This window comes from Candidatus Methanosphaera massiliense (assembly GCF_028890305.1).
Taxonomy (GTDB): domain Archaea; phylum Methanobacteriota; class Methanobacteria; order Methanobacteriales; family Methanobacteriaceae; genus Methanosphaera; species Methanosphaera massiliense.
This window is the reverse complement of record NZ_JARBXM010000001.1, coordinates 1132273-1154403: the sequence shown is the minus strand read 5'-3', so window position 1 is coordinate 1154403 and position 22131 is coordinate 1132273. Positions and strand designations below refer to the sequence as shown.

Below are 22131 nucleotides of genomic sequence, written 5' to 3'. Positions count from 1 at the left end.
CTCTATATTTAGACTCCCTGTTTTGAAGTTGTGCTTATGTAAGATATTTCTGGAGCAATTACTTCTTTCTTACCGTTTCTTACTCCTTTTCTTAAAACAACTAATCTTTTTGATGGTCCTGGTAATGAACCTTTAACTAGTATGTAGTTGTTTTTTACGAAACCATATTTTACAAATCCACCATCTGGGTTTATTAAGTCAACCTCAGATTCATCTCCTATTTTTAGGAGTTTTTTGTTATATTCTGTTCTTTTATGGTAACCCATTTGACCTTGCATTGCAACGGTCCACATTGTTCTATTTGGTGTCCATGGTCCAATAGAACCTACGTGTCTTTCTATACCACTACGTGCTGCTTTACCATATTGGATTCTTACACCGAATCTTTTTACAGGTCCTTGAACTCCTTTACCTTTGGTGGTTGCTATTGCATCAGTGTATTCTCCTTCTTGGAATACATCTTTTGCATTCATTTCTTTTCCTAGTATGCTTATTGCATATTCTAGTTTGTCTTCTACAGATTTTCCACCTAATCCGAATTCAAGTACTTCTGGTTTTTTCTTAGGCACACTTGTTAATTTTGGTTTTGTGTGAACTAGAACTCTTACTTCATCAATTTCATCAATTCTGTTTCTTAAATCATCTAATTTTGATTCAACATCTTCGAATTTTGGAATTGATATTTTTCTTGATAATTCATCGTCTAAATTATCATTTGCAAGTACATCTGTTAGTGTTTTTAATCCGTATGTTGTTTTTGTGTAAGCTCTAATTCCCAACACTACTAAAGGTGGTGCCTCTAATATTGTAACTGGAACTGAAAGTTCCATGTTTTCTGTTGGAGAATCTTTTCTAGAGTCCAGAGCCGTCACGTGGGTCATGCCCACCTTGTATCCTGCGAATCCGAGCAGTCCAGTCTCGTCAGATTTTGGCCAGGTACTTACACGAGGTGTTTCTCTAGCCACTCTTTTACGTGGACTGAATGCAACCGATCCTTTTCTTGGTTGGTGATGTCTAGTCATGTTATTTTCTCCTTAGTTAATTTTATAATTTGTATTAATTTTCGTTATTTATATGAATTTTTTTTTGTTTTAAATAAAATACTACTTGTTCAGTAAGATGTTTAATATTGCTAATGTACTAATTAAAGCTTCCTCTGTCCTAACGGTTTCAGTACCCTGTTTAGGAACAGTGTTAATCACATAATCTAATTTACGTTCATTAATCATGGTGTTGATTCCAGAGTATGGTCCTCCGAAAAGAATTGCAACATGATTTGCTTGTGTTATACTTGTCTGAACCTCATCGAGAATAGAAGTAATGTTAGGAGCATATTTTGATGTACCAATAACCAGATCCGGTTTATCTTTCATCATGGTTATGCTGTCATAGAGGTTACTGTCACTAGTAATTGTATTATATCCCCAATAAACATTGGTAGGTTCATCAGGTTCTATTAAAATTTCCTTACCAAATTTTTCAATACGAAAACTTAGTACTTTATTTACACTTAGTTTCTCCTTACATAAGGCAAGGCGGCCTACACCAATATCGACCATTGTGCCTTTTCTGACACGTTTTTTTGTTAATCCTTGTCTGAAGTCACCAACTTGGGCGTCATCAGTTGCTGGATGATGTGGTGTCCTAAGTGGTGGGAGTATTCCTACGTTTTTCAGCTCCGGTGTAATCGGAAATACTTGTTTACGCAAGTATTGAGGTGTATCCATGTATTCTAGGATAGTTTTCATATAGAGAGCATCATCCCTACTACCTCCGTCTGAATTATCATTATAAATAACTATGTTATTAGCCCTAAATAGAGCAGCATATCTTCCAATTAATCCAACTTTATATGTTCTAATTTTTGAATCTTTTGATTCGGCCAAATAACTATTTGGCACGAATATTGACAATTTTTCCATAAAGAAATTTTTGTCTGAAAACATATAAAAGTTTTAGGAAGTATTCTATAGTTGGAATACTATTTTATATATTACTTTTTAACTATATATAAACTTACCTATTATATAGGGTAGAAAAAGAGTATTAGTATAGCTTATGGGTTATGAATTATTTTTCAAAGATTAATATGAAATCATGATAATTTCAATAAAGTATTTAAGTAATGAGTATTATTTGTAGTATTTTTTCATACAATACTTAAATATTATACTTTAATTGAAAAAAATATCAAAAAGAAAGGAGTACATGAAAATTATCTCATATCTCTAGACTTTTTCTTCTGGTCTTCAATTATTCTATTCATGTAAGTATTTACACTAGTAGATATTGCAGCAACTTTCTTTGATGGAAGGAATGTGGATTTTAATTGTAAAACTCTTTTCTCATCTTCCTTCATAACACGTTCAATTTCTGTGATTAAATCCTGTTTATTATCCATGATGAAATTAGTATCAAGGTTAGCCTGTCTGAAGTTCTCATTCTTCATTAATGCCTTATGGAAGGGTATTGTTGTATTTACTCCGACAACAATAAACTCGTTTAATGCTCTTGTCATACGTGCTATTGCTTCATTACGGTCATTTCCATGTACAATTAGTTTTGCAATCATTGAATCATATATTGATGGAATTGTATAACCGGTGTATACACCACTATCCATCCTTACACCTATTCCTCCAGGTGATCTGTATCCAACAATTTTACCAGGGTTTGGTTTAAAATCCTTTAATGGGTTTTCTGCATTAATACGACATTCAATAGCATGACCATTTACCTGAATATCATCCTGAGAATAGTCTAATTTTTCTCCAGCAGCTACCTTTATCTGTTGTTTTACAAGGTCTACTCCTGTGATTGCCTCTGTTATCGGGTGTTCTACCTGTATTCTTGTGTTCATTTCCAGGAAGTAGTATTCACCATTGGAATACATGAATTCAACTGTTCCTGCACTATTATAATCTACACTTTTAGCTGCTCTTATTGCAGATTCTCCCATTCTTTCTCTGAGTTCCTCAGTCATGATTGGTGAAGGTGCTTCCTCTATCAGTTTCTGGTGTCTTCTCTGTATTGAGCATTCACGGTCACAGACGTGTATTGTGTTTCCGTGATTATCTCCTAGTACCTGGAATTCTATGTGTCTTGGTTTTTCTATGTATTTTTCAAGGTATACTGTACCGTCACCAAAGGTTGCTTTTGCCAGGTTTTGAGTAGATTCTATTGCACGAGTTAATTCATCATCCTCGTAGACTACTCTCATACCTATTCCTCCACCTCCTGCGGATGATTTAATAATTACTGGGTATCCAATTTCTCTTGCTCTTTTCTTTGCTTCTTCGATATCTGTAATTTCTTCTTTATCTCCAGGAACTGTTGGCACACCTTTTTTTACCATTAACTGTTTTGATGTGATTTTATCCCCCATTGTTCTGATTGCATTTTCATTTGGTCCTATTAGGGTTATATTGTTTTCTTTACATTTTCTTCCTAGTTCCGGATTTTCAGAGAGAAAACCGTATCCTGGGTGAATTGCATCTGCGCCTGTGTCTAGAGCTATGTCTATTATTTTATCTATATCTAGGTATGATTGTGTTAGAATGTCTGTGTTTAGTGATACTGATTCATCTGCATATTTTGTGAATAATGCCTGTGAATCGACGTCTGAATGTATAGCAACTGATTGTATGTCTAGCTCTTTACATGCTCTCATGACACGTATTGCTATTTCACCACGGTTTGCAATTAATATTTTATCAAACATTTTGTTAATTACCCCTTTATTAGTTTGTATTCGTTTATTATGGTTTTAATGATTTTCTTTCATTACCCTAGTATCTTTATTATATTATATTTATTAACTAATATACAATTTTCTAAAATTTAATGATTCGGTTTAGTACTGTCATAATAGTATGTTATGTTATTGTTACATCACTTTTAAGATATGACTTATAAGAGGCCTAATTATTTATTTATCAATAAATCATGTTTATAATACTTTATATCCCTTTTAACAGGATTTCTTGACTGATTTCATTTTTAATATAAAAAGAGAATTAATATAATATAAATAGTATAATAATATATAATAAAATCACTTGATATTACATTGTAATATTGTTTATATTTATTGATATTATTTGGGTTTTAAGATGATAAGAAAAAATATTTTGAAAAATATGGAAGATGAATATATAACAGAAACTGAATTATTAAAAAAAATAGATATTACCCATGATAAATTAAGACAAAATTTACAGAGCCTGAAAGATAAAGGTTATAAGATAGCATATGACAAGGATAAGGGTTACAAATTAAAGGGTATACCTGACATTGTAGAACCATTTGAAGTATCAAGAGGACTGAAAACAAAATACATTGGTCATACAATTCATTTCTATGAAGAAGTGGAATCTACTAATAATACAGCAAAGAAATTTGTGGAACAGGATGTTAAAGATGGAACAATTGTTATAGCAACAAAGCAGACAGCTGGAAGAACACGTAAACATGATGGCTGGGTGTCACCTGAGGGTGGAGTATATATGACAATGATACTTAAGCCTGATGTTTCACTAGAAGAGGCATCAAAACTTACCATTGTAACAGGTGTAGCAATTGCAGAAACATTACATGATGAATTTAATCTAAATGTGGGAATCAAATGGCCAAATGACATATTAATTGGTAAGAAGAAAATTTGTGGTATACTAACAGAGGCTGTTGCTGATTATGATAAACTAAAAGCAGTTCTTGTTGGTGTTGGTATAGATGTAAATATTAATGAATCTGATATTCCAAAGAGCCTACGGGATAAAGCAACCTCTGTTAAAGAAGAATATCATGTTGAATATAATAGAGCTGATATATTAAGAGTATTCTTCAAAATCTTTGAAGATTTGTATGAAGAATTCAAGAACGGTAACTTCAAACATATAGTCGCTGAATGGAGAAGATTATCATCAACAGCCGGACACCATGTGAAAGTATATAAACATGGAAAAGCTATATTTGCTGATGCAGTGGGAATTGATAATAATGGTGCATTAATTGTAGAACTGGAAGATGGATCATTAGAAAAAATAACATCCGGCGAAGTAAAAATATTGGATAACTAGAAAAAGAATTATAAAATTCTCCCCCTTTTACTATTTCTTAAAAAATTTTACTTAAAAAAAGAATTAAAAAAAAGAGAGTGGAAACCATTATACTAAATGTTTTCCATGAAAAAAATATTATTCATATAATACCTGTTCTACACTGTCACTGCTAAATACACTTGCAACCTTATCAAAAGTATCAACAATAGCATCAACAAGTTCATCCATGCTTAATTTCTCGGAATCCTTAGCAGACCAGTCTATACGAACAGTCTTGGATGCACCAGGCATTCCCACAGCTGGTATTGTTATAATATTATAATTATCAATTAATAACATTGAATATACTGTAGCTACAACATCAGCACTAACATCACCAGTGGAAGTTCTCTTATCTACCTCATTCTTAATTTCATCTTCCTTAAACATGAACCCGGTTGGTGTTGTCTGTGGATTTAGTCCTTTATCCTGTAATTTCTGGTATAATTCATCTTTTTGTTTGAATGCTTCTTTAATTCTGTCTGGTGAATATTTCTCTAATCCTTTAATCATACCAGCTACTAGTGGTGCCTGTCCTTCTAATCCATACTGGTTGACAACTAATTTTATTTGATCAATTAACTCAGTGCTTCCAGCCATTAATCCGCCACGAGGACCTTCCATTAATTTATCAGTACTGGTAACTGAGAGGTCTGCACCTAAATCTATAGCTCTTGGCTGGTCATATACTGCTCTTCTAATTCTAGCACCAGATGCATCATCCACGAATACTGGAATATTCTTTGCTTTTGCCTGGTCTATAACTGTTTTAAAGTCATCTACACTTATTACCTCTAAATCCATTGTTGTACCAGTTATTACTACAAGGGATGTGTTATCATCAATTTTAAAGTCATCTAGATTAGTGTATTCAACATAATCTGCCCCAACTAGTTTTGCTGTTCTTGGTATTGATGGATGTCCCGGTTTTTTTGCCAGGTAATGTACTATTTTTGTTCCTGGTTTTACTAGTGCTATTATCATACCTACTATTCCACTAGTTGTACGGTTTAATGGTAATATTTTTTCTCCGCCTAAGTGTTCTCTTCCTAGTTCCTGTATTCTTTCATCAAATACTGCCGGACCAGCATATGTTTCAAGTAAGGATATGTCCTCTGGTGTTAAGTCAAATCCGCCAGCTAATCCTGTTAAATCAATTAAACTATCTACACCATCATCTTTTATTTTTTGATTGATTATTTTTAGTCCTTTTTCTCTTCTTTTTACTTCATTTAATGTTATTTCCATTTATTTCATCTCTATATTAAATTATAATAATTATCTCATATATGTGGGAGTTAATACTCTTGGTTTAATATTTGTATAAAATAATATAAGTACATGATAAAATTAGATGATAATTTCCAAAAAAAATAGAATTAATTAAGGGGTGGTGATAAAAGCATAAAGGATAAAAACCTTACTATTCTACATTTACTGCGAAGACATCTCCGAATAATTCACGTATAAGATCTAATTGCGCATCATCAAAACTAAAGATGGTAATTTCCCCATGTTCTTTTACAAAATATTCAGCGTTTACAATGTCTCCTTCTTCATTGATATATATGTATATTCCATCCTCTATTCCCTTTTCATTAGATTCTAGGTTAACAATTATTTTCACTAACATGTCAACAGAATTAATATCTTCAAATGCAAAATCCGGATTTGTTCTCTTGTCTTGTAGAGCATTGTTTAGTTCAACCATTCTTGTTCCTAGTCTGTCTACATTATCTGTCAATAGTACCCCTCCTTGTTCCTATTTAAATATATAGTATATCATTTATGTTACTTATATTTTATATTAATGATACAATTCACGTGTTAAACATATAGTATAACTAATCCTTTAATTATAGTCTAATTTAATATTATCTTAATAATGATTTACAAAAATTATTATACCATGAAACATTTCTTACCTGAAATGTAAACTTCCTTAAAAAATTCACAACTACTGTACCATACAATTATAGTATCACTAGAAGTATTATTGTTTAACCTCCATTTCAATAAATATATTCATATAATATAGAATATATATTTTAATACAGTCTATTCTAGAAGAAATTAATAAAAATAAAATATAAAAAGAGATTTTTTGGAAAATAGCATTATTCTTCTAAGGACATTACCATAGGAGGTAGATATTTGACCGATAAAAAATCTAAACTAGCATCGGGTAGTATAATCATATTATTAGGTTCAATAATCCTAAGACTAGGCGGATTTATATATCGATTTATTTTAAGTAGACTATTAACAACCACTGGATATGGTATAGTAGGATTAACCCTGCCATTTCAGAATGCACTGATAACAGCAGCTAGTGGAGGAGTACCACCTGCAATTGCAAAATATGTATCACAGTACAAAGCTGTAGACGACAAGGACATGGTACATCAAATCATCAAGACATCCATGAAATTAATGATATTCATGGCCATATTAGCAGCAGTGATAATGTACATAATATCAGAGCCGGTAGCAATAGGCATGTGGCATAAACCAGAAGCATTACTACCACTAAGATTAGTGTCAGTAATCGTACCATTCAGTGTAATAGTTGGAGCATTAAGAGGAGTATTCCAGGGCTTCTATAAGATGACACATATCTTCTACTCAAAACTTATAGAACAGATATTCACATTAGTATTTGCAATATCATTAGTTTTACTAGGATGGTACGCATCAGGAGCAGTACTTGGTACAGCACTAGGATTCTTAATGGCACTGCTAGGATCATACTACTTATATAAGAAAGATATAATTGACCCGTACCTTAATGATGAATACAGAACACTTTCAAGAAAGGAAGAATTTGAAATACTAACAACAATATTTAAATTCTCAATACCAGTAGTGATATCAGGAATAGCAGAGATATTCATCTATGATACAGGTACCTTCTTTATAGGAGTATTTCTACCAGCAGCATTTGCAGGATTATACACTAATGCTAGTGCAACAGCAAGAATACCTTTAATAATAGCAAATTCAGTATCTACATCAGTACTACCGGCATTAAGTGAAGCAGATAGTTTAAATGATAAAGAATTACTTAGGATGTACATACACCAGTCATACAGATACACAACACTAACAACACTACCAATATCAGCATTTATCATGGTCTATGCAGCTCCTATAATGTCATTATTATTCGGAAATGCCTATGCACAGGGTGCAGAAGCATTATGGATACTTGTAACAGGAATGTTCTTCTTCTCAGTATATCTTATTGCAAGTAGTATGTGTCAGGGACTTGGAAAACCGCAATTTCCAATGTATGCATTAGTAATTGGTTCAATTATTAACATTGTATTCAGCTTCATACTCACACCAAGATATGGTATAGCTGGTGCAGCATTTGCAACAACACTGGGAACATTATCATTAATGTTACTTACATCAATAGAATTAGCTAAAATATCAGGGGTACGTCCACCGCTTATGGACATATCAAAAGTTGTAATATCTACAGCTGCTATGATTGTAGTGATGTACCTAATACCAAAAACCATTCTTGGAATGATTATTGGTGGTATTATAGGTTCTATAGTATACATAGGTGTAGTACTATTACTTAAAGCTATTAAACAGGAAGATATTGTATTTATAGAACATATCGTAAACAGAACAGGACCATTGAAAAAGTATCTTGACGTATTTGTAAGATTTATCTACAGACACTCAGGATAAATGACTTTAATAAAACCAGAAAATCTACCCCTTTAATCTTTTTTTTTAAAAAAGTTACTTTTTTTTATAAAATTAGTTTAATACTAGAAATAATACTATCTTTTTTTAATATAAAATTAATTATAGTTGTTAAAAATCAGGAACAATAATTATTAAAATAAAAAAAGGTTAGGAGTGGTGTTTATAATTTAATTTTTATATCTAATGCACTAGATCCTTCTTCATATACAAATACAGGGTTAATATCTAACTCTTTTATTTCTGGGAAGTCTAATGTTAATTTAGTTACACGTTTTAATGTATCTTTAACTGAATCTATATCACTAGGTTTTTCACCACGATATCCTTTGAGTAATTTACTTATTTTAGTACTGTTTATTTGGTCATCAATTACTTCATCACTGATACCGGAACCAAGTTTGAAGCATACATCATTGATTAGGTTTACGTATACTCCACCCATACCAAATCCTATGATTGGACCAAATTGATCATCACGTAACATTCCTATTAATACTTCATGACCGTTCGGCATCATTTTCTGTACTTCTACACCATCAGGTACAACGTCAGGGTGAGCTTTCTTAGCATTAGCCATTATTTTTTCAAATGTCTGTTCTGCTTCTTCTTTTGTTGTAACGTTTACTACTACTCCACCAATATCTGTTTTGTGTAATATTTTATCGGATGCAATTTTTAGTACTACTGGGAATCCCATTTGTTCTGCAGCTTCTCCAGCTTCTTCTTTTGTTGTTGCTAGTACTATTGGTGCTGCGGATATTCCATATGCATCTGCTACTTGGTATGCTTCACTTCCTAGTAATGCATCTCTTCCTTTTGCTTTTGCATCTGCTATTATTCTTGCTGCTTTGTCTTTGTCTACATCGGTGATTTTATCTATGCATGATTCTTGATCTTCGGATCTTATTGTTTCATATCTTTCTAATGCACCAAGTGCTTTTACTGCTGTTTCTGGGAATACAAATGTAGATATATGATTGTCTCTTAGTACTTTGTTCTCTTCTACAAATGATGGTCCACCCATGTTTACAACCATTATTGGTTTATCAGATTTTTTCTTAGCCTGTACTATTGCTTCTCCTACTTCATGTGGTTTATATGATGCTGTTGGACATGCCATGATTATTACACTGTCAATGTCATCTTCAGCTAATACTATGTCTAATGTATCTTCATATCTTTGAGGAGCTGCATCTCCTAACACATCTATTGGGTTCTGTACACTTCCCTCTGATGGTATTACTTCCTGTAATTTCTCAATTGTTTCATCAGATAAATCAGCTAATTCTAAGCCTATATCTTCAATTTTATCTGCGGTGAGTACTCCCCCACCACCAGCATTTGTGATTACTGCTATTCTTTTACCTTTTGGTAGGTCTGAGTTTGAGAATGCTGATCCATAATCGAATAAGTCTTGCATTGAACGTGCCCTCATTACTCCACAGTTTTCAAATGCTGCATCGAAGGTTGAATCATTTCCTGCTAGTGCACCTGTGTGTGAGGATACTGCTCTTGCTCCTGCTGAGCTTGAACCAGATTTTAGAATTACTACAGGTTTTATTTTTGTTACTCTTTTCATTACTTCTAGGAATCTTTCCCCATCACTGATACCTTCAAGGTAACATAATATTACATCAGTGTTTTCATCATCAGCTAACTGCTCAATCACATCTATTTCAGATATATCCACTTTGTTTCCTAAACTTACTACTTTACTGAAACCAATTCCCTCGGATATACTCCAATCAAGGATTGCTACAGTCATTGCTCCACTCTGGGATACAAATGCAATGTTACCTGGTTTAGGCATCATTTGAGCAAATGAAGCGTTCATAGGTGTGTGAGTGTCTATACTTCCTAAACAGTTAGGACCTTGAACATTCATATCATACTTATTAGCAATTTCTGCCATTTCTTGTTCAAGTTTTACTCCTTCTCCGCCTACTTCTTTAAATCCTGCAGTAATTACAATAACATTTTTAATTCCTTTTTGTCCACATTCTTCTAATGCAGAATTCATAAATTTTGCAGGTATAGACATTACAGCTAAATCAACGTCTCCTGGAATATCCAAGACTGATTTGTAAGCTGGTAATCCTAGTAACTCTCCATCTGCTTTCGTGTTAATTGGATATATATCTCCTTTAAAACCACATTTTTTGAGGTTATCTGTTATTATATACCCTACTTTCTCTTCTTGACTTGATGCGCCTACTACGGCCACAGACTTTGGATTGAATAATCCAGTAAGATCTTTCATATTACTTACTCCACTTATTTAATATTTTTTTTAAACTAAAAAAATAAAAATAGAAGTAGTTAAATTTCAAAAAGTATATTCAAACTACTAGCTACTTTCTCAAAAAAATTCATTAAACATGAATTAATTGTGATATGTTTTTTATTGTTAATACTTTTTTCTTCATGATGTCATGTGTGAAAATATATATTACTTCCAAAAAACATTATTATTCATGAATTATCATTATAAATTAATTCATGTTCTAGATATTAATATTTTATTTGTACTAATTATATAAACTTGCTTATAATTTCCCAATAACATGGAAAAAAGAGATATTGAAAAAAGTTATAGAAGATTAGATAATCATTGATAAACTAATCCTATTTCTTTCTAAATCAACACTCAATACTCTAACTTCAACAATATCACCTACATTGACAATATCCATAGGATGTCTGACATACTGGTTCTCAACTAATTCAGAAATATGTACAAGGCCATCCTGATGAACACCAATATCAACAAAAGCTCCGAAGTCTACAACATTACGTACAACACCCTCTAGTATCATACCTTCCTCTAAATCCTCAATATCAAGAACATCAGTACGTAACTGTGGGGTATCAAGTTCTTCTCTAGGATCACGTCCAGGTTTTTTTAATTCATCAATAATGTCCGCTAGTGTCCATTCACCAACACCTAACTCCTCGGATATCTTCTTCATATCATCAACATTAATTGTTACTCCACCATTTTTAACATCCTCCAGATTATATCCGTAAAGAGATAATAATGATAATGCTGTATCATATGATTCTGGATGTACACATGTACTGTCTAACACATTTTTAGGCTCGTATATTCTCATGAAACCTGCACATTGCTCAAATGTCTTAGCACCAATACCAGGTACTTTCAGTAACTGATTTCTATCAACAAAGGAACCATGCTCCTCCCTGTATGCTACTATATTATTAGCAATTTTACTAGATATTCCTGCAACATGTTCCATTAGTGTGGCAGATGCTGTGTTTAAGTCAACTCCTACATTGTTCACACTTTTTTCTATTACACCATCAAGTGATTCATCCAGCTTTTTAGGGTCCATGTCATGCTGATATTGTCCTACACCAATTGATTTTGGATCAATTTTAACTAGTTCTGCTAATGGATCTTCTAATCTACGTGCTATAGATATTGCTCCACGTTCTGTTACATCATAATCCGGAAACTCCTTTCTTGCCAGGTCACTAGCAGAATATACTGATGCACCAGCCTCATTTACAATAGCATATTTAACATCGGTTCCCTTTATGATGTCGGATATTATTTGTTCAGATTCCCTTGAAGCTGTTCCATTACCTAATGCTATTAAATCAATATCATACTTATTTATTAAATCTCTTACAATAATTCTTGTTTCCTCAACCTTATTTTGTGGTTCTGTTGGATATACTACTGCTGTATCCAGTACTTTACCATATTTATCTATCACTGCTAGCTTACATCCAGTTCTGAATGCAGGGTCCCATCCAAGTACTGTATGACCTCTTATTGGTGGCTGCATTAATAACTGTTCCAGATTTTTCTTGAATACCTTGATTGATTTATCCTCTGCTACATCGGTTAGAATTGTTCTTATTTCCCTTTCAATAGCAGGTGCAATCAATCGTTTGTAGGAATCCTTAATAGCCTTTTTAATGAATGTTTCAGTATATTTATTATAATCTAATTCTTCCGGTACACTTGAATAGTTAATTAATACTTCATCCTCTAGGAAAAATTCAATATTTTTTATAGGAGCTTCTATTTTTACTCGGAGTATCTTTTCTTTTTCACCCCTATTTATTGCTAGTATCCTATGCTGTACAATATCAGATATATTCTCTGAATAATTATAGTACATCTCATACTCTGATGATTTCTCTTTGTCTTTTGGTTCAACAACAATTTTTCCTTTCTTAATTGTTATATCTCGGATAAATCTCCTGAAACTAGCCTTGTCAGATATTATATCAGCAATTATATCATTTGCTCCCTTTTTTGCATCCTCAATTGTCGGCACATCATCAGTCAGGTATTTTTCAGCTTCTTCATCTATTGGATGGTCCATCTTCTGGTCTAATATTGTTAGTGCTAATGGCTCTAATCCTTTTTCTCTAGCTTTTCCTGCACGTGTTGTCTTTTTTTGTTTGTATGGTCTATATAAATCCTCTAACTCTACTAGTGTGGTAGTATTCTCTATCTCTTTTTCAAGGTCACTGGTTAGTTTTCCCTGTTTTTCTATGTTATTTAGAATGTGTCGTTTACGTTCTTCTAACTTTTGTAGGTATTCTAGTCGTTCATTTAATTGTCTTAGTAATTCATCATCCAACCCACCTGTTGCTTCTTTCCTATATCTGGCAATGAATGGAATAGTATTATCCTCATTGATTAGGGATATTGCTGCATTTGCCTGCCATGGCTTTATATTTAATTCCCTTGCGATTGTTCTTTCTATATCTATCATAATATCACCTACAATCCTCTTTAAAGAACAAATATCTCAAAATATTTAAAATTTTATCTGAAAATAATTTATTTACAAAAAATAAGATTATTATTGAAAAAAGTAAATTTGCTATATTAACTTATATAATCAATTGTTTAATACTATTTTCGAAATAGAATAAAAATCTAATAGTTGCCACATTTCTTCTATTCTTGTGGTATAGGTTATCACTTATAATGTATTTATATCCATGATTAATTTCACATCACATGAATTGCTAAAAGAATAATGGGATTTGAGTAATACCAGAACAGTAGTAGAGCTAATTTTTATTATTATATTATAGGGGAAATGTGAATATTATTATAATAGTTTTATAAAGTTATGAAAAGAATCTGGAAAATATGTATGAAGTAGTCGTATTAACCTATTTTCCAAGTTATTAAAAAAAGAGAATGGGGAAGATGTAATAGAGAAACATGTACTACTGGTTACTAGTAGTATTATTTCCCAATTTGAATGATAACTTTCCAGTTCCACTGTCCGTAATTGATAAATCAGAGCACTGTGGATTTAACTCTTCAAGAAGAGCTCGGCCATCTGATGCAGACATGAAATGTGGTAAGTAATTAACAAGGTCTACTGTGTAAACTGTTGCTGTGACATTATCACCAGTCAAATTAAAGTTTACAAAGTAAGCTCTATGTGTAGCAGTGTTACTCTGATCAAACATGAAATTACCAAGATTATAGAATATAGGTTTACCATTATACATTTCAATACCCTGAGTTACATGAGTATGGGCACCAAGAACTGTATCTGCACCAGCATCAATTGCCTTATGTGAAATGTTTTTCTGTGAATCATTAGGTGTTCTACTATATTCATTACCATAATGCATGTATACAATTATAAAGTCAGAACCATTATTTCTAGCTTCACTAATCTGTTTAGGTGATTCATTATCATCCCATGCAGAATAACCCGGATTTGAATCTCCAGCTACTGGCATTACCTCACTACTATACTCCTGGAAATTACTACTATCCATATAGTTAAATATAGTTACCTTATGACCATTTTCTTCAATTGTAGCGGGACTTGTTGCCTCTTGTTTGTTTTCACCGGCACCTATATGCTTAATACCTGCACTATCAAAGTTCTTAATAGAATCCCTCATACCATTAACACCATAATCAAACTCATGGTTATTAGCATTAGCTGCAATAACAGTATGATTAGTTCCATTAACTAGATTAATATACTTTGGATCAGCCTTTAATGGTACATCAGGTTTTACTGCATCCCCAGAGGTTGTAAAAGGATTCTCAGTATTTACTAGTAGGATATCAGAGGGTCCTGTTACATTACTAACATACCTGTAAGGACTTTCACTAGTAGATAATACACCTGGCATTTTACGGCCAAACATAACATCCCCTGTAACCGTAACGGATAGATTACCCTTCTCTACTGATTCACATATACCTCCCATAGCATCAGCACCTGAAAATGGATGAAATACTACTAAGAGAGCTAATAGGATAACAATAAGAACTATCAATATACCTATTTTCTTTTTTAAGTTATTTGATAAAGACGATTTCGTAATTTTTATCAACTCCTTTTTAGATTATCATCATATTCTAAAATATAATCTGCTTATTCTCTAATAAATTCTATTAATAGTATTTATTAAAAGCATCTAATAATCTTTTCATGCAATTAATGGAAATTATTACTATTACAACTCCTTATAGTATTCAGAGAAATCTAATAATGGAAAATCTAATAATAAATATATGACAAAACAAGAGGGTATCACAGTTAATGATAATCAACTATTAACATTGCATAATATAAGAGAGATAATAATATATTCTAAATTTTTTTATAACGTGTTATACAAATATATAAATATACTAAAAAATAAGTTGTTAAATATTTTTTTTTAAAAATAGAATTAAATTACTTAAATATTCATTAATTTTAACATAATTATAATTTTTTGGAGGATGCAGTAGCTTGGATATTGAGGAAACAATATATAAATATGCACTAACAAACGCAGTAGAACATGGAAATAAATGCCAGACAGGATCTGTCATAGGAATGGTTATGTCAAAACATCCTGAGATGAGAAAAGACCCAAAAACAGTTTCACAATTAGCAGGAAAACTGAGTGCTAAAGTAAATGGTCTAAGTCCAGAGGAACAACAATCAGAACTAGAAAAATATGGTGGATTAGAAGAACATAAAAGAACACAGGAAAAACCTAAAGGACTACCAGAACTAGAAAATGCAGAAAAAGGAAAAGTAACACTTCGTTTTGCACCAAACCCATCAGGACCATTACACATAGGACATGCACGTGCAGCATTATTAAACATGCTATACCAGAAGAAATATGACGGAAAACTCATACTAAGAATTGAAGACACTGACCCAAAAAGAGTAGAGCCTGATGCATACACAGCAATACCAGAAGATGTAGAATGGCTAGGAATCAAACCAGATGAAGTATACATACAGAGTGATAGACTAGAAATCTACTATGAATATGCAAGAAAAGCAATAGAAATAGGAGCAGCATATATGTGTACCTGTGATGCTGGTGAATTCAAGAAGCTCAAAGACAACTGTCAACCATGCCCATGTAGAAGTCATACAATAGAAGAAAACATGGAATTATGGGATAAATTCGAGGACATGGAAGAAGGAGAAGCTGTACTACGCGTAAAAACTGATATAAAACACAAAAATCCAGCTATCCGTGACTGGGTTGCAATGAGAATAGTAGATCAAGAACACCCAAGACTAGGAAACAAGTACAGAATATATCCAATGATGAACTTCTCAGTAACAGTAGATGACCATCTGATGGGAATGACACACGTACTAAGAGGAAAAGACCACCTAGCAAACAGTGAAAAACAATCCTACCTTTACAAACACTTCGGATGGAAAATACCAGAATTCATCCATTATGGAAGATTAAAAATGGATGATGTACTACTAAGCACATCCAAGGCACGTGAAGGAATAGCTAATGGTAAATACACTGGATGGGATGATCCTAGACTTGGAACAATAAGAGCAATAGCAAGACGTGGAATTAAAAAAGAAGCATTATACGAATTAATCGAAGAAATAGGAACAAAACAGGCTGATGCAACAATAAGTTGGAAGAAAATCTATGGATTAAACCGTAAAATCATAGAAGAAAACACTAACAGGTACTTCTTCATACCAAACCCAGTAAAAGTAGATGTCAAGGATTTACCAGAAGATAAACAATCAATGAGTGTAACAAGAGAATTACATTATAACAAGCCAGAGAAAGGATTAAGAAATCTTAACTTCAATGGATCAGCTTACATACCAAAAGATGATTATGAAAAAGCATTAGATAAAAAACCATTAAGATTAATGGATTTAATCAACATTGATGTTACTAGTAGTGATGTAACATATGATAGTGAATCACTAGAAGAAGCACAAAGTAAACATGCAAGTATCATCCAATGGGTACCTGTAGAAGATTCAATTAAAGCAAAAGTAGTAATGCCGGATAATACCATTGTAGATGGATTTATCGAAAAAGACAGTTCTGATGTTAAAGTTGATGATATAGTACAATTAGAAAGATTCGGATTTGCACGTGTAGATGAAGTAGAAGATGATGAAATAACATTCTATTATACACATAACTAAAATAATAAAAATTTTTAATGGTGATAAATATGACAGCAAATGTAAATGAATATTATAGTTTAATACAAAATAATTACTTATTTGTAGAAATAGCAAGAAGAGTAGATGAATACCAGAAAGAAAATCCAGATGTTGATTTAATAAAAATGGGTATTGGTGATGTAACAAGACCATTAGCTAAATCAGTAGTAAAAGCATTTAAAGAAGCTGTGGATGAACTAGGACAACCTGAGACATTCAGAGGATACGGACCAGAACAGGGATATGATTTTCTGATAAATGAAATTATTGAACATGATTACAAACCATTAGGCGTTGAACTTAAAAACTCTGAAGTATTCATAAGTGATGGAGCAAAATGTGATACTGGTAACTTCCAGGAATTATTCTCTAAAGATAATAAAATAGCAGTGACAGACCCTGTTTATCCTGTATACGTGGATAGTAATGTTATGGCAGGACGTAGTGGTAAAATGGGTGATGATGGATTCTATGAAAATATCACATATCTTCCAGCAACTGCTGAAAATAACTTTGTTCCTAGCCTTCCAGAGGAAGAAGTTGATATAATATACTTATGTTATCCTAATAATCCTACTGGTACAACTCTTACTAAAAGTCAACTAAAAGAATGGGTGGATTATGCACATGAACATGATGCATTAATATTATTTGATGCAGCTTATGAATCATTTATCAAAACTCCTAATGTACCACACAGTATCTATGAGGTAGAAGGAGCAAGAGATGTTGCAGTAGAATTCAGAAGTTATTCAAAAGTAGCAGGATTTACTGGTACACGTTGTGCTTACTGTGTTGTTCCAGAGGAAGTATATCTTAAAGATTCTAAAGGTAATGACGTACAATTAAATCCATTATGGAATAGAAGACAATCTACTAAATTCAATGGAGTATCCTATCCAGTTCAACGTGCAGCTCAGGCAATTTATACTAGTGAAGGTAAAAAAGAGATTCAGGAAAATCTGGATTATTATTCTAAAAATGCTGGGGTTATTCGTGAAAGTCTTGAAAAAATAGGTTTAGATGTTTATGGTGGTGTAGATTCTCCATATATCTGGTTTAAAACTCCTAATGATATTGATTCCTGGAGTTTCTTTGATATTTTATTAAAAGAGGCTCATGTTGTAAGTACTCCAGGTGCTGGATTTGGTCCTAGTGGTGAAGGTTACATTAGATTAACAGCATTTAATACTTATGAAAATACTATTGAAGCTATGAACAGAATTTCTAAATTAGAATTCTAATAATTTTATTTTTTATTAGAAAATAGTGGAAATACCACATTTGTCTACGTTAATTAAGTAGATTTAAGAAATACTTAAATAAAACTATCAACAAATTAATTTTAAAGGAGATGTTAAAAAATGACAGAAATACCAAAAGCACCAGTAACTAGAATTGTTAAAAACGCAGGTGCAGAAAGAATAAGTAAAGACGCAGAAGAAAAAATCGTTGAAGCTGTAGAAGCATACACAGAAAAACTAGCAAGTGCTGTTATTGATTTAGCAAAACATGCAGATCGTAAAACAATACAAGCAGAAGACGTAGAATTAGCTTTAAAACACTTCTACTAATTCTCTTCTTTACAATAACCTTCTTTTACATGAATATTTTTTACTTAAATACTAATTTTCACATAATAATTCAAAAAAAAGATTAAAAGATAGGAGAAGAAAATAATTTAATAATTATTTGATGCAAGATTATCTTGAAGTACCTGTATAATATTTCTAGCTACTTCTGGTGTCATAACTACTTGTGTGTTACATTCCTGTATCATTTCAACATTACCAAAATCATCACTTGAAAGTTTTTCCTCAATAAATGCTAATCTTATTTGATCTTTTGAGCCTACACATACAGCTCCATTTACTGATTTTGTTTCACTATCTTTGAATACTATTTTTGGCATTTGTCCATTATTTAAATCATTATTTAAATTATCCATAATTAATCATTCTCCTAGTCTTATCATTATTATTAAAATAGCTGTTTATTGATACTTTATTCTCTGTTTCTGGTGTGAATACTGCTTTATTAATATTAGTAACTTGTCCAGGAATTGGTGGTTCTATTATTATATTCTTATTTTCTTCAATCCGTTCTAGTTCATCATCAATATCTACTTCATAATCTATACTATCCATGAAGTTATCTAATTCTTCATCAGTTAATTCTCTTCCTTTCTGTTCTTTAGTCTGTTCTAAGTAATCATTCATCATTATTTCAGCTAATGTTATTTGTGTATTTATCAATGTTTTAACTAATCTTGATTCGAGATTTACTTTATATGTTGTTTTATCTTTTATAAGTATTTTAAGGTCTTCCAAATTATCTATAAATGAATCCAGAGTTACCCGTGATATTTTTGCTCCATATGCTATTTCTTTTTTTGTGTATTCTCTTTTAGGATTGATAAGTATGTAATTTATTACTTTTACCTGTGGATATTTTCCAAATATTTTATCATACATACACAATTCACCTATGTTTATTTTTTAAACATATAATCAATATTTATGTACAAATATTATACATATAGTTATATATGTTATACACTATATTTATATTATATGAAAAGCAATCCTGATTTAGAAAAAGACATACTATCCACACTATTTAAACATGGATGTATAGGTAAACATCATACACCTATTATTAATATATGTAAAAATCTAAATCAATACTCATGCAAGGAAATAAAGAAAGGCATTAAATCACTACGTAAACAAAAATATATAAACATCTACAAAACATATCACGGCGTAGACATAAGACTAGTACCCTCAAAATTACAGGAAATCAAAGAAATTATAGAATTTAAGGATTAATAGTCTATTTTTTAATTAAAGATAATAATGTTTTTTTTAATTTATGAAAAGATATGAATTCCAACATTTTAAATATATTCCTCATTGTACATTGTTATTAGAAGTTCTCATACTCCACCAATTAATTTAATTATTTTATAGAGAATATTAATCTAATATATTTACATACAAATATGTTTCTAGGTATAAATTAACTTTTTTTGAATAATATAACATAACATAGTATATAATGATTAATTATGATAAAGAAATAAGCTTTTAATAATAAATATACATAATCAAGCAGGATATCGTGAAAACTATAATATAAATAGGGCTTTGTAGAAAACATATAATTTTATAATAAAAATCTTTATGAAAACATTATCAGATCTTTTAAAATTAAATTATAATAGAAAATAGATAATTAAATAAAAAAATTACACTTGAAATTAATCTAAATTATAAAATCAAAGAATAATAATAAGTTTAAAAGTAATACAATAAGAATAAGTATTTATTTAAAGAGTAGAATAGATATAAATATGCTAAACGAAAATATCTATTCTACAAATAAGTATTTGAATTCTAAACAACTTAAACTTTTCGATTTTGGAATTCAAAGACAAAATAATAATTATTTATCAGAAATATCCAAAAATGAAAAAATAAATTTAACACACAATATGATGTTAGATTTCGTATTAACAGCATATAATTATGCTAAATTAACTTTTAACAAATATTCATCACACTATTCAAAGAAAAAATACACACAACCACAATTATTTGCAATAATAGCTTATAAAATATACAATAAATACGATTACAGAACAACAATTGATAATCTAAACGTATCAACTAAATTACAGAAAGCTTTAAGACTAAAAACGATACCACATCACACAACAATTCAGAAATTCTTCAAAAGAATAGAAACAAAACAAATAAACAATATTAACAGACTATTATTACAATATTTCCCTGTGAAAGAGTGTTATTTCAGTTTAGATGGAACAGGATACACTAATTCCTATTCAGACATCTATTACAACAATAGAACAAATAAAACAAGACGACAATACATAAAAAACCATATCACAATCGATTCAAAATATATGTTAATAAGACATTACAATGCTTTAAAAGGACCAAAATTCGATACAGTATTTGCAATAAGTGCAATTAGAGCAATAAAGAAGTACAAACCACGGTATATATTAGCAGATAGAGCATATGACTCAGAAATAATTAAAAAAACAATAGTAGAAGAAACAACAGCATTACCACAAATACCTGTGAAAACTAGACAAAAATCAGGAAAATATAGGAGTAAATGTAGAACTATCTTCTTAAAACCAGTATATAACTTCAGAAATCAAGTAGAATGTGTGAATAGTATTCAAAAAAGAAGATTTAATGGAATAAACAATAGTAGATCTACGAAATTACAAATAAAAGAAACAAAATTAAAAAATGTGTTTTATAATATTTATAGATCTATTCAAATTTTGCAAAAATAGGATTTCTACAAAGCCATAAATAGAATTAATTACTATATACTATATGTAGACTTATCATAAAAAACATGATAAGCTATTAAAGTTTAAATTACGGTAATTTAAACAATAATTAATTTTTTTTATTTGAATTAATTATAATAACTCTTAACTTTATTTATAAAAAATAATTAATACGTGATTATAAAACAAAATATAAAAATAGGTGAAAACATGTTTTTAGATGCTTATTTACCATTTATATGGTTAATTATCTTTGGTAACATAGAAAACTTAATTTTAGCTTCACAAGGAGTAGTAAAAGGCGCAAATCCATTAAAACTAGGAATTGTAAGTATCATATGTGTAATAATTTGGTTAGTTATAGGTACTATAGGAACTTCAATATTCATTGATTATGCAAATATAATTGATTTCATTGGTGGACTTGCAATATTCATATTAGGTCTTCAATCAATGATTGAAGCAATTAGATATAACAAAGATCCAGAATTAGAATAAGGGT

Annotated in this window: 18 protein-coding genes; 8 read left to right on the top strand and 10 right to left on the bottom strand. The window is 31.0% G+C overall.

Translation table 11 applies throughout. The features are described 5' to 3' along the window. Positions 1-8: 8 nt before the first annotated feature. The 3 genes from rpl3p to OTK55_RS05455 form a co-directional block, all read right to left on the bottom strand. A complete protein-coding gene (gene rpl3p / locus OTK55_RS05465; protein ID WP_274871084.1) occupies positions 9-1022 on the bottom strand; it encodes a 50S ribosomal protein L3 in 1014 nt (337 codons plus the stop codon). Positions 1023-1103: 81 nt separating this feature from the next. Beyond that, positions 1104-1922 (bottom strand): putative RNA uridine N3 methyltransferase, encoded by an 819-nt coding sequence (locus OTK55_RS05460; protein WP_274871082.1) that lies wholly within the window; start codon positions 1920-1922, stop codon positions 1104-1106. Positions 1923-2215: 293 nt separating this feature from the next. Then, positions 2216-3721, bottom strand: a complete 1506-nt coding sequence (locus OTK55_RS05455) for an acetyl-CoA carboxylase biotin carboxylase subunit (protein ID WP_274871081.1) — start codon at positions 3719-3721, stop codon at positions 2216-2218. Positions 3722-4139: 418 nt separating this feature from the next. Between OTK55_RS05455 and OTK55_RS05450 the strand changes: the two genes are divergently transcribed. After that, on the top strand, positions 4140-5078 hold the full coding sequence (locus OTK55_RS05450; RefSeq protein ID WP_274871775.1) for a biotin--[acetyl-CoA-carboxylase] ligase: 939 nt from the start codon (positions 4140-4142) through the stop codon (positions 5076-5078). Between the two features lie 117 nt (positions 5079-5195). Here OTK55_RS05450 and OTK55_RS05445 read toward each other — a convergent pair whose 3' ends face one another. Both OTK55_RS05445 and OTK55_RS05440 read right to left on the bottom strand, forming a co-directional pair. Continuing rightward, positions 5196-6347, bottom strand: a complete 1152-nt coding sequence (locus OTK55_RS05445; RefSeq protein WP_274871079.1) for a TIGR03576 family pyridoxal phosphate-dependent enzyme — start codon at positions 6345-6347, stop codon at positions 5196-5198. Between the two features lie 175 nt (positions 6348-6522). Next, positions 6523-6843, bottom strand: a complete 321-nt coding sequence (locus OTK55_RS05440; protein WP_274871077.1) for a hypothetical protein — start codon at positions 6841-6843, stop codon at positions 6523-6525. Between the two features lie 410 nt (positions 6844-7253). On the opposite strand from OTK55_RS05440, the gene OTK55_RS05435 reads away from it, so the two are divergent. Beyond that, on the top strand, positions 7254-8804 hold the full coding sequence (locus tag OTK55_RS05435) for a flippase (RefSeq protein ID WP_274871076.1): 1551 nt from the start codon (positions 7254-7256) through the stop codon (positions 8802-8804). A gap of 181 nt (positions 8805-8985) precedes the next feature. Here the strand turns inward: OTK55_RS05435 and acs are convergent, their stop codons facing one another. The 3 genes from acs to OTK55_RS05420 all read right to left on the bottom strand — a co-directional run bounded on the left by acs (position 8986) and on the right by OTK55_RS05420 (position 15182). After that, on the bottom strand, positions 8986-11085 hold the full coding sequence (gene acs / locus OTK55_RS05430) for an acetate--CoA ligase alpha subunit (protein WP_274871074.1): 2100 nt from the start codon (positions 11083-11085) through the stop codon (positions 8986-8988). A 340-nt stretch (positions 11086-11425) separates the two neighbouring features. After that, positions 11426-13579: a Tex family protein gene (locus tag OTK55_RS05425; protein WP_274871073.1), complete on the bottom strand. Its 2154-nt coding sequence runs from the start codon at positions 13577-13579 to the stop codon at positions 11426-11428. A gap of 466 nt (positions 13580-14045) precedes the next feature. Then, positions 14046-15182 carry a CapA family protein gene (locus tag OTK55_RS05420; RefSeq protein WP_274871072.1) on the bottom strand — a complete coding sequence of 379 codons (1137 nt, stop codon included), beginning with the start codon at positions 15180-15182 and terminating at the stop codon, positions 14046-14048. A 404-nt stretch (positions 15183-15586) separates the two neighbouring features. On the opposite strand from OTK55_RS05420, the gene OTK55_RS05415 reads away from it, so the two are divergent. From OTK55_RS05415 to OTK55_RS05405, 3 genes are all read left to right on the top strand, one after another. After that, positions 15587-17275, top strand: coding sequence for a glutamate--tRNA ligase (locus OTK55_RS05415; RefSeq protein ID WP_274871071.1), 1689 nt, complete (start codon positions 15587-15589; stop codon positions 17273-17275). A 29-nt stretch (positions 17276-17304) separates the two neighbouring features. Further along, a complete protein-coding gene (locus OTK55_RS05410; protein ID WP_274871069.1) occupies positions 17305-18540 on the top strand; it encodes an LL-diaminopimelate aminotransferase in 1236 nt (411 codons plus the stop codon). A 120-nt stretch (positions 18541-18660) separates the two neighbouring features. After that, positions 18661-18870 carry a histone family protein gene (locus OTK55_RS05405; protein ID WP_274871067.1) on the top strand — a complete coding sequence of 70 codons (210 nt, stop codon included), beginning with the start codon at positions 18661-18663 and terminating at the stop codon, positions 18868-18870. A 107-nt stretch (positions 18871-18977) separates the two neighbouring features. Here OTK55_RS05405 and OTK55_RS05400 read toward each other — a convergent pair whose 3' ends face one another. Together OTK55_RS05400 and OTK55_RS05395 are read right to left on the bottom strand one after the other, a co-directional pair. Then, a complete protein-coding gene (locus OTK55_RS05400; RefSeq protein WP_274871066.1) occupies positions 18978-19244 on the bottom strand; it encodes a hypothetical protein in 267 nt (88 codons plus the stop codon). Continuing rightward, complete coding sequence (locus OTK55_RS05395; RefSeq protein WP_274871065.1) at positions 19237-19770, bottom strand: hypothetical protein; 534 nt, start codon at positions 19768-19770, stop codon at positions 19237-19239. Before OTK55_RS05395 ends, OTK55_RS05400 begins: the two co-directional genes overlap by 8 nt. Positions 19771-19869: 99 nt before the next feature. Between OTK55_RS05395 and OTK55_RS05390 the strand changes: the two genes are divergently transcribed. From OTK55_RS05390 to OTK55_RS05380, 3 genes are all read left to right on the top strand, one after another. Beyond that, positions 19870-20127, top strand: coding sequence for a hypothetical protein (locus OTK55_RS05390; protein WP_274871064.1), 258 nt, complete (start codon positions 19870-19872; stop codon positions 20125-20127). Between the two features lie 524 nt (positions 20128-20651). Further along, complete coding sequence (locus OTK55_RS05385) at positions 20652-21629, top strand: transposase (RefSeq protein ID WP_274870513.1); 978 nt, start codon at positions 20652-20654, stop codon at positions 21627-21629. A gap of 210 nt (positions 21630-21839) precedes the next feature. Next, on the top strand, positions 21840-22127 hold the full coding sequence (locus OTK55_RS05380) for a hypothetical protein (protein WP_274871063.1): 288 nt from the start codon (positions 21840-21842) through the stop codon (positions 22125-22127). The last annotated feature ends 4 nt before the right edge of the window (positions 22128-22131 follow it).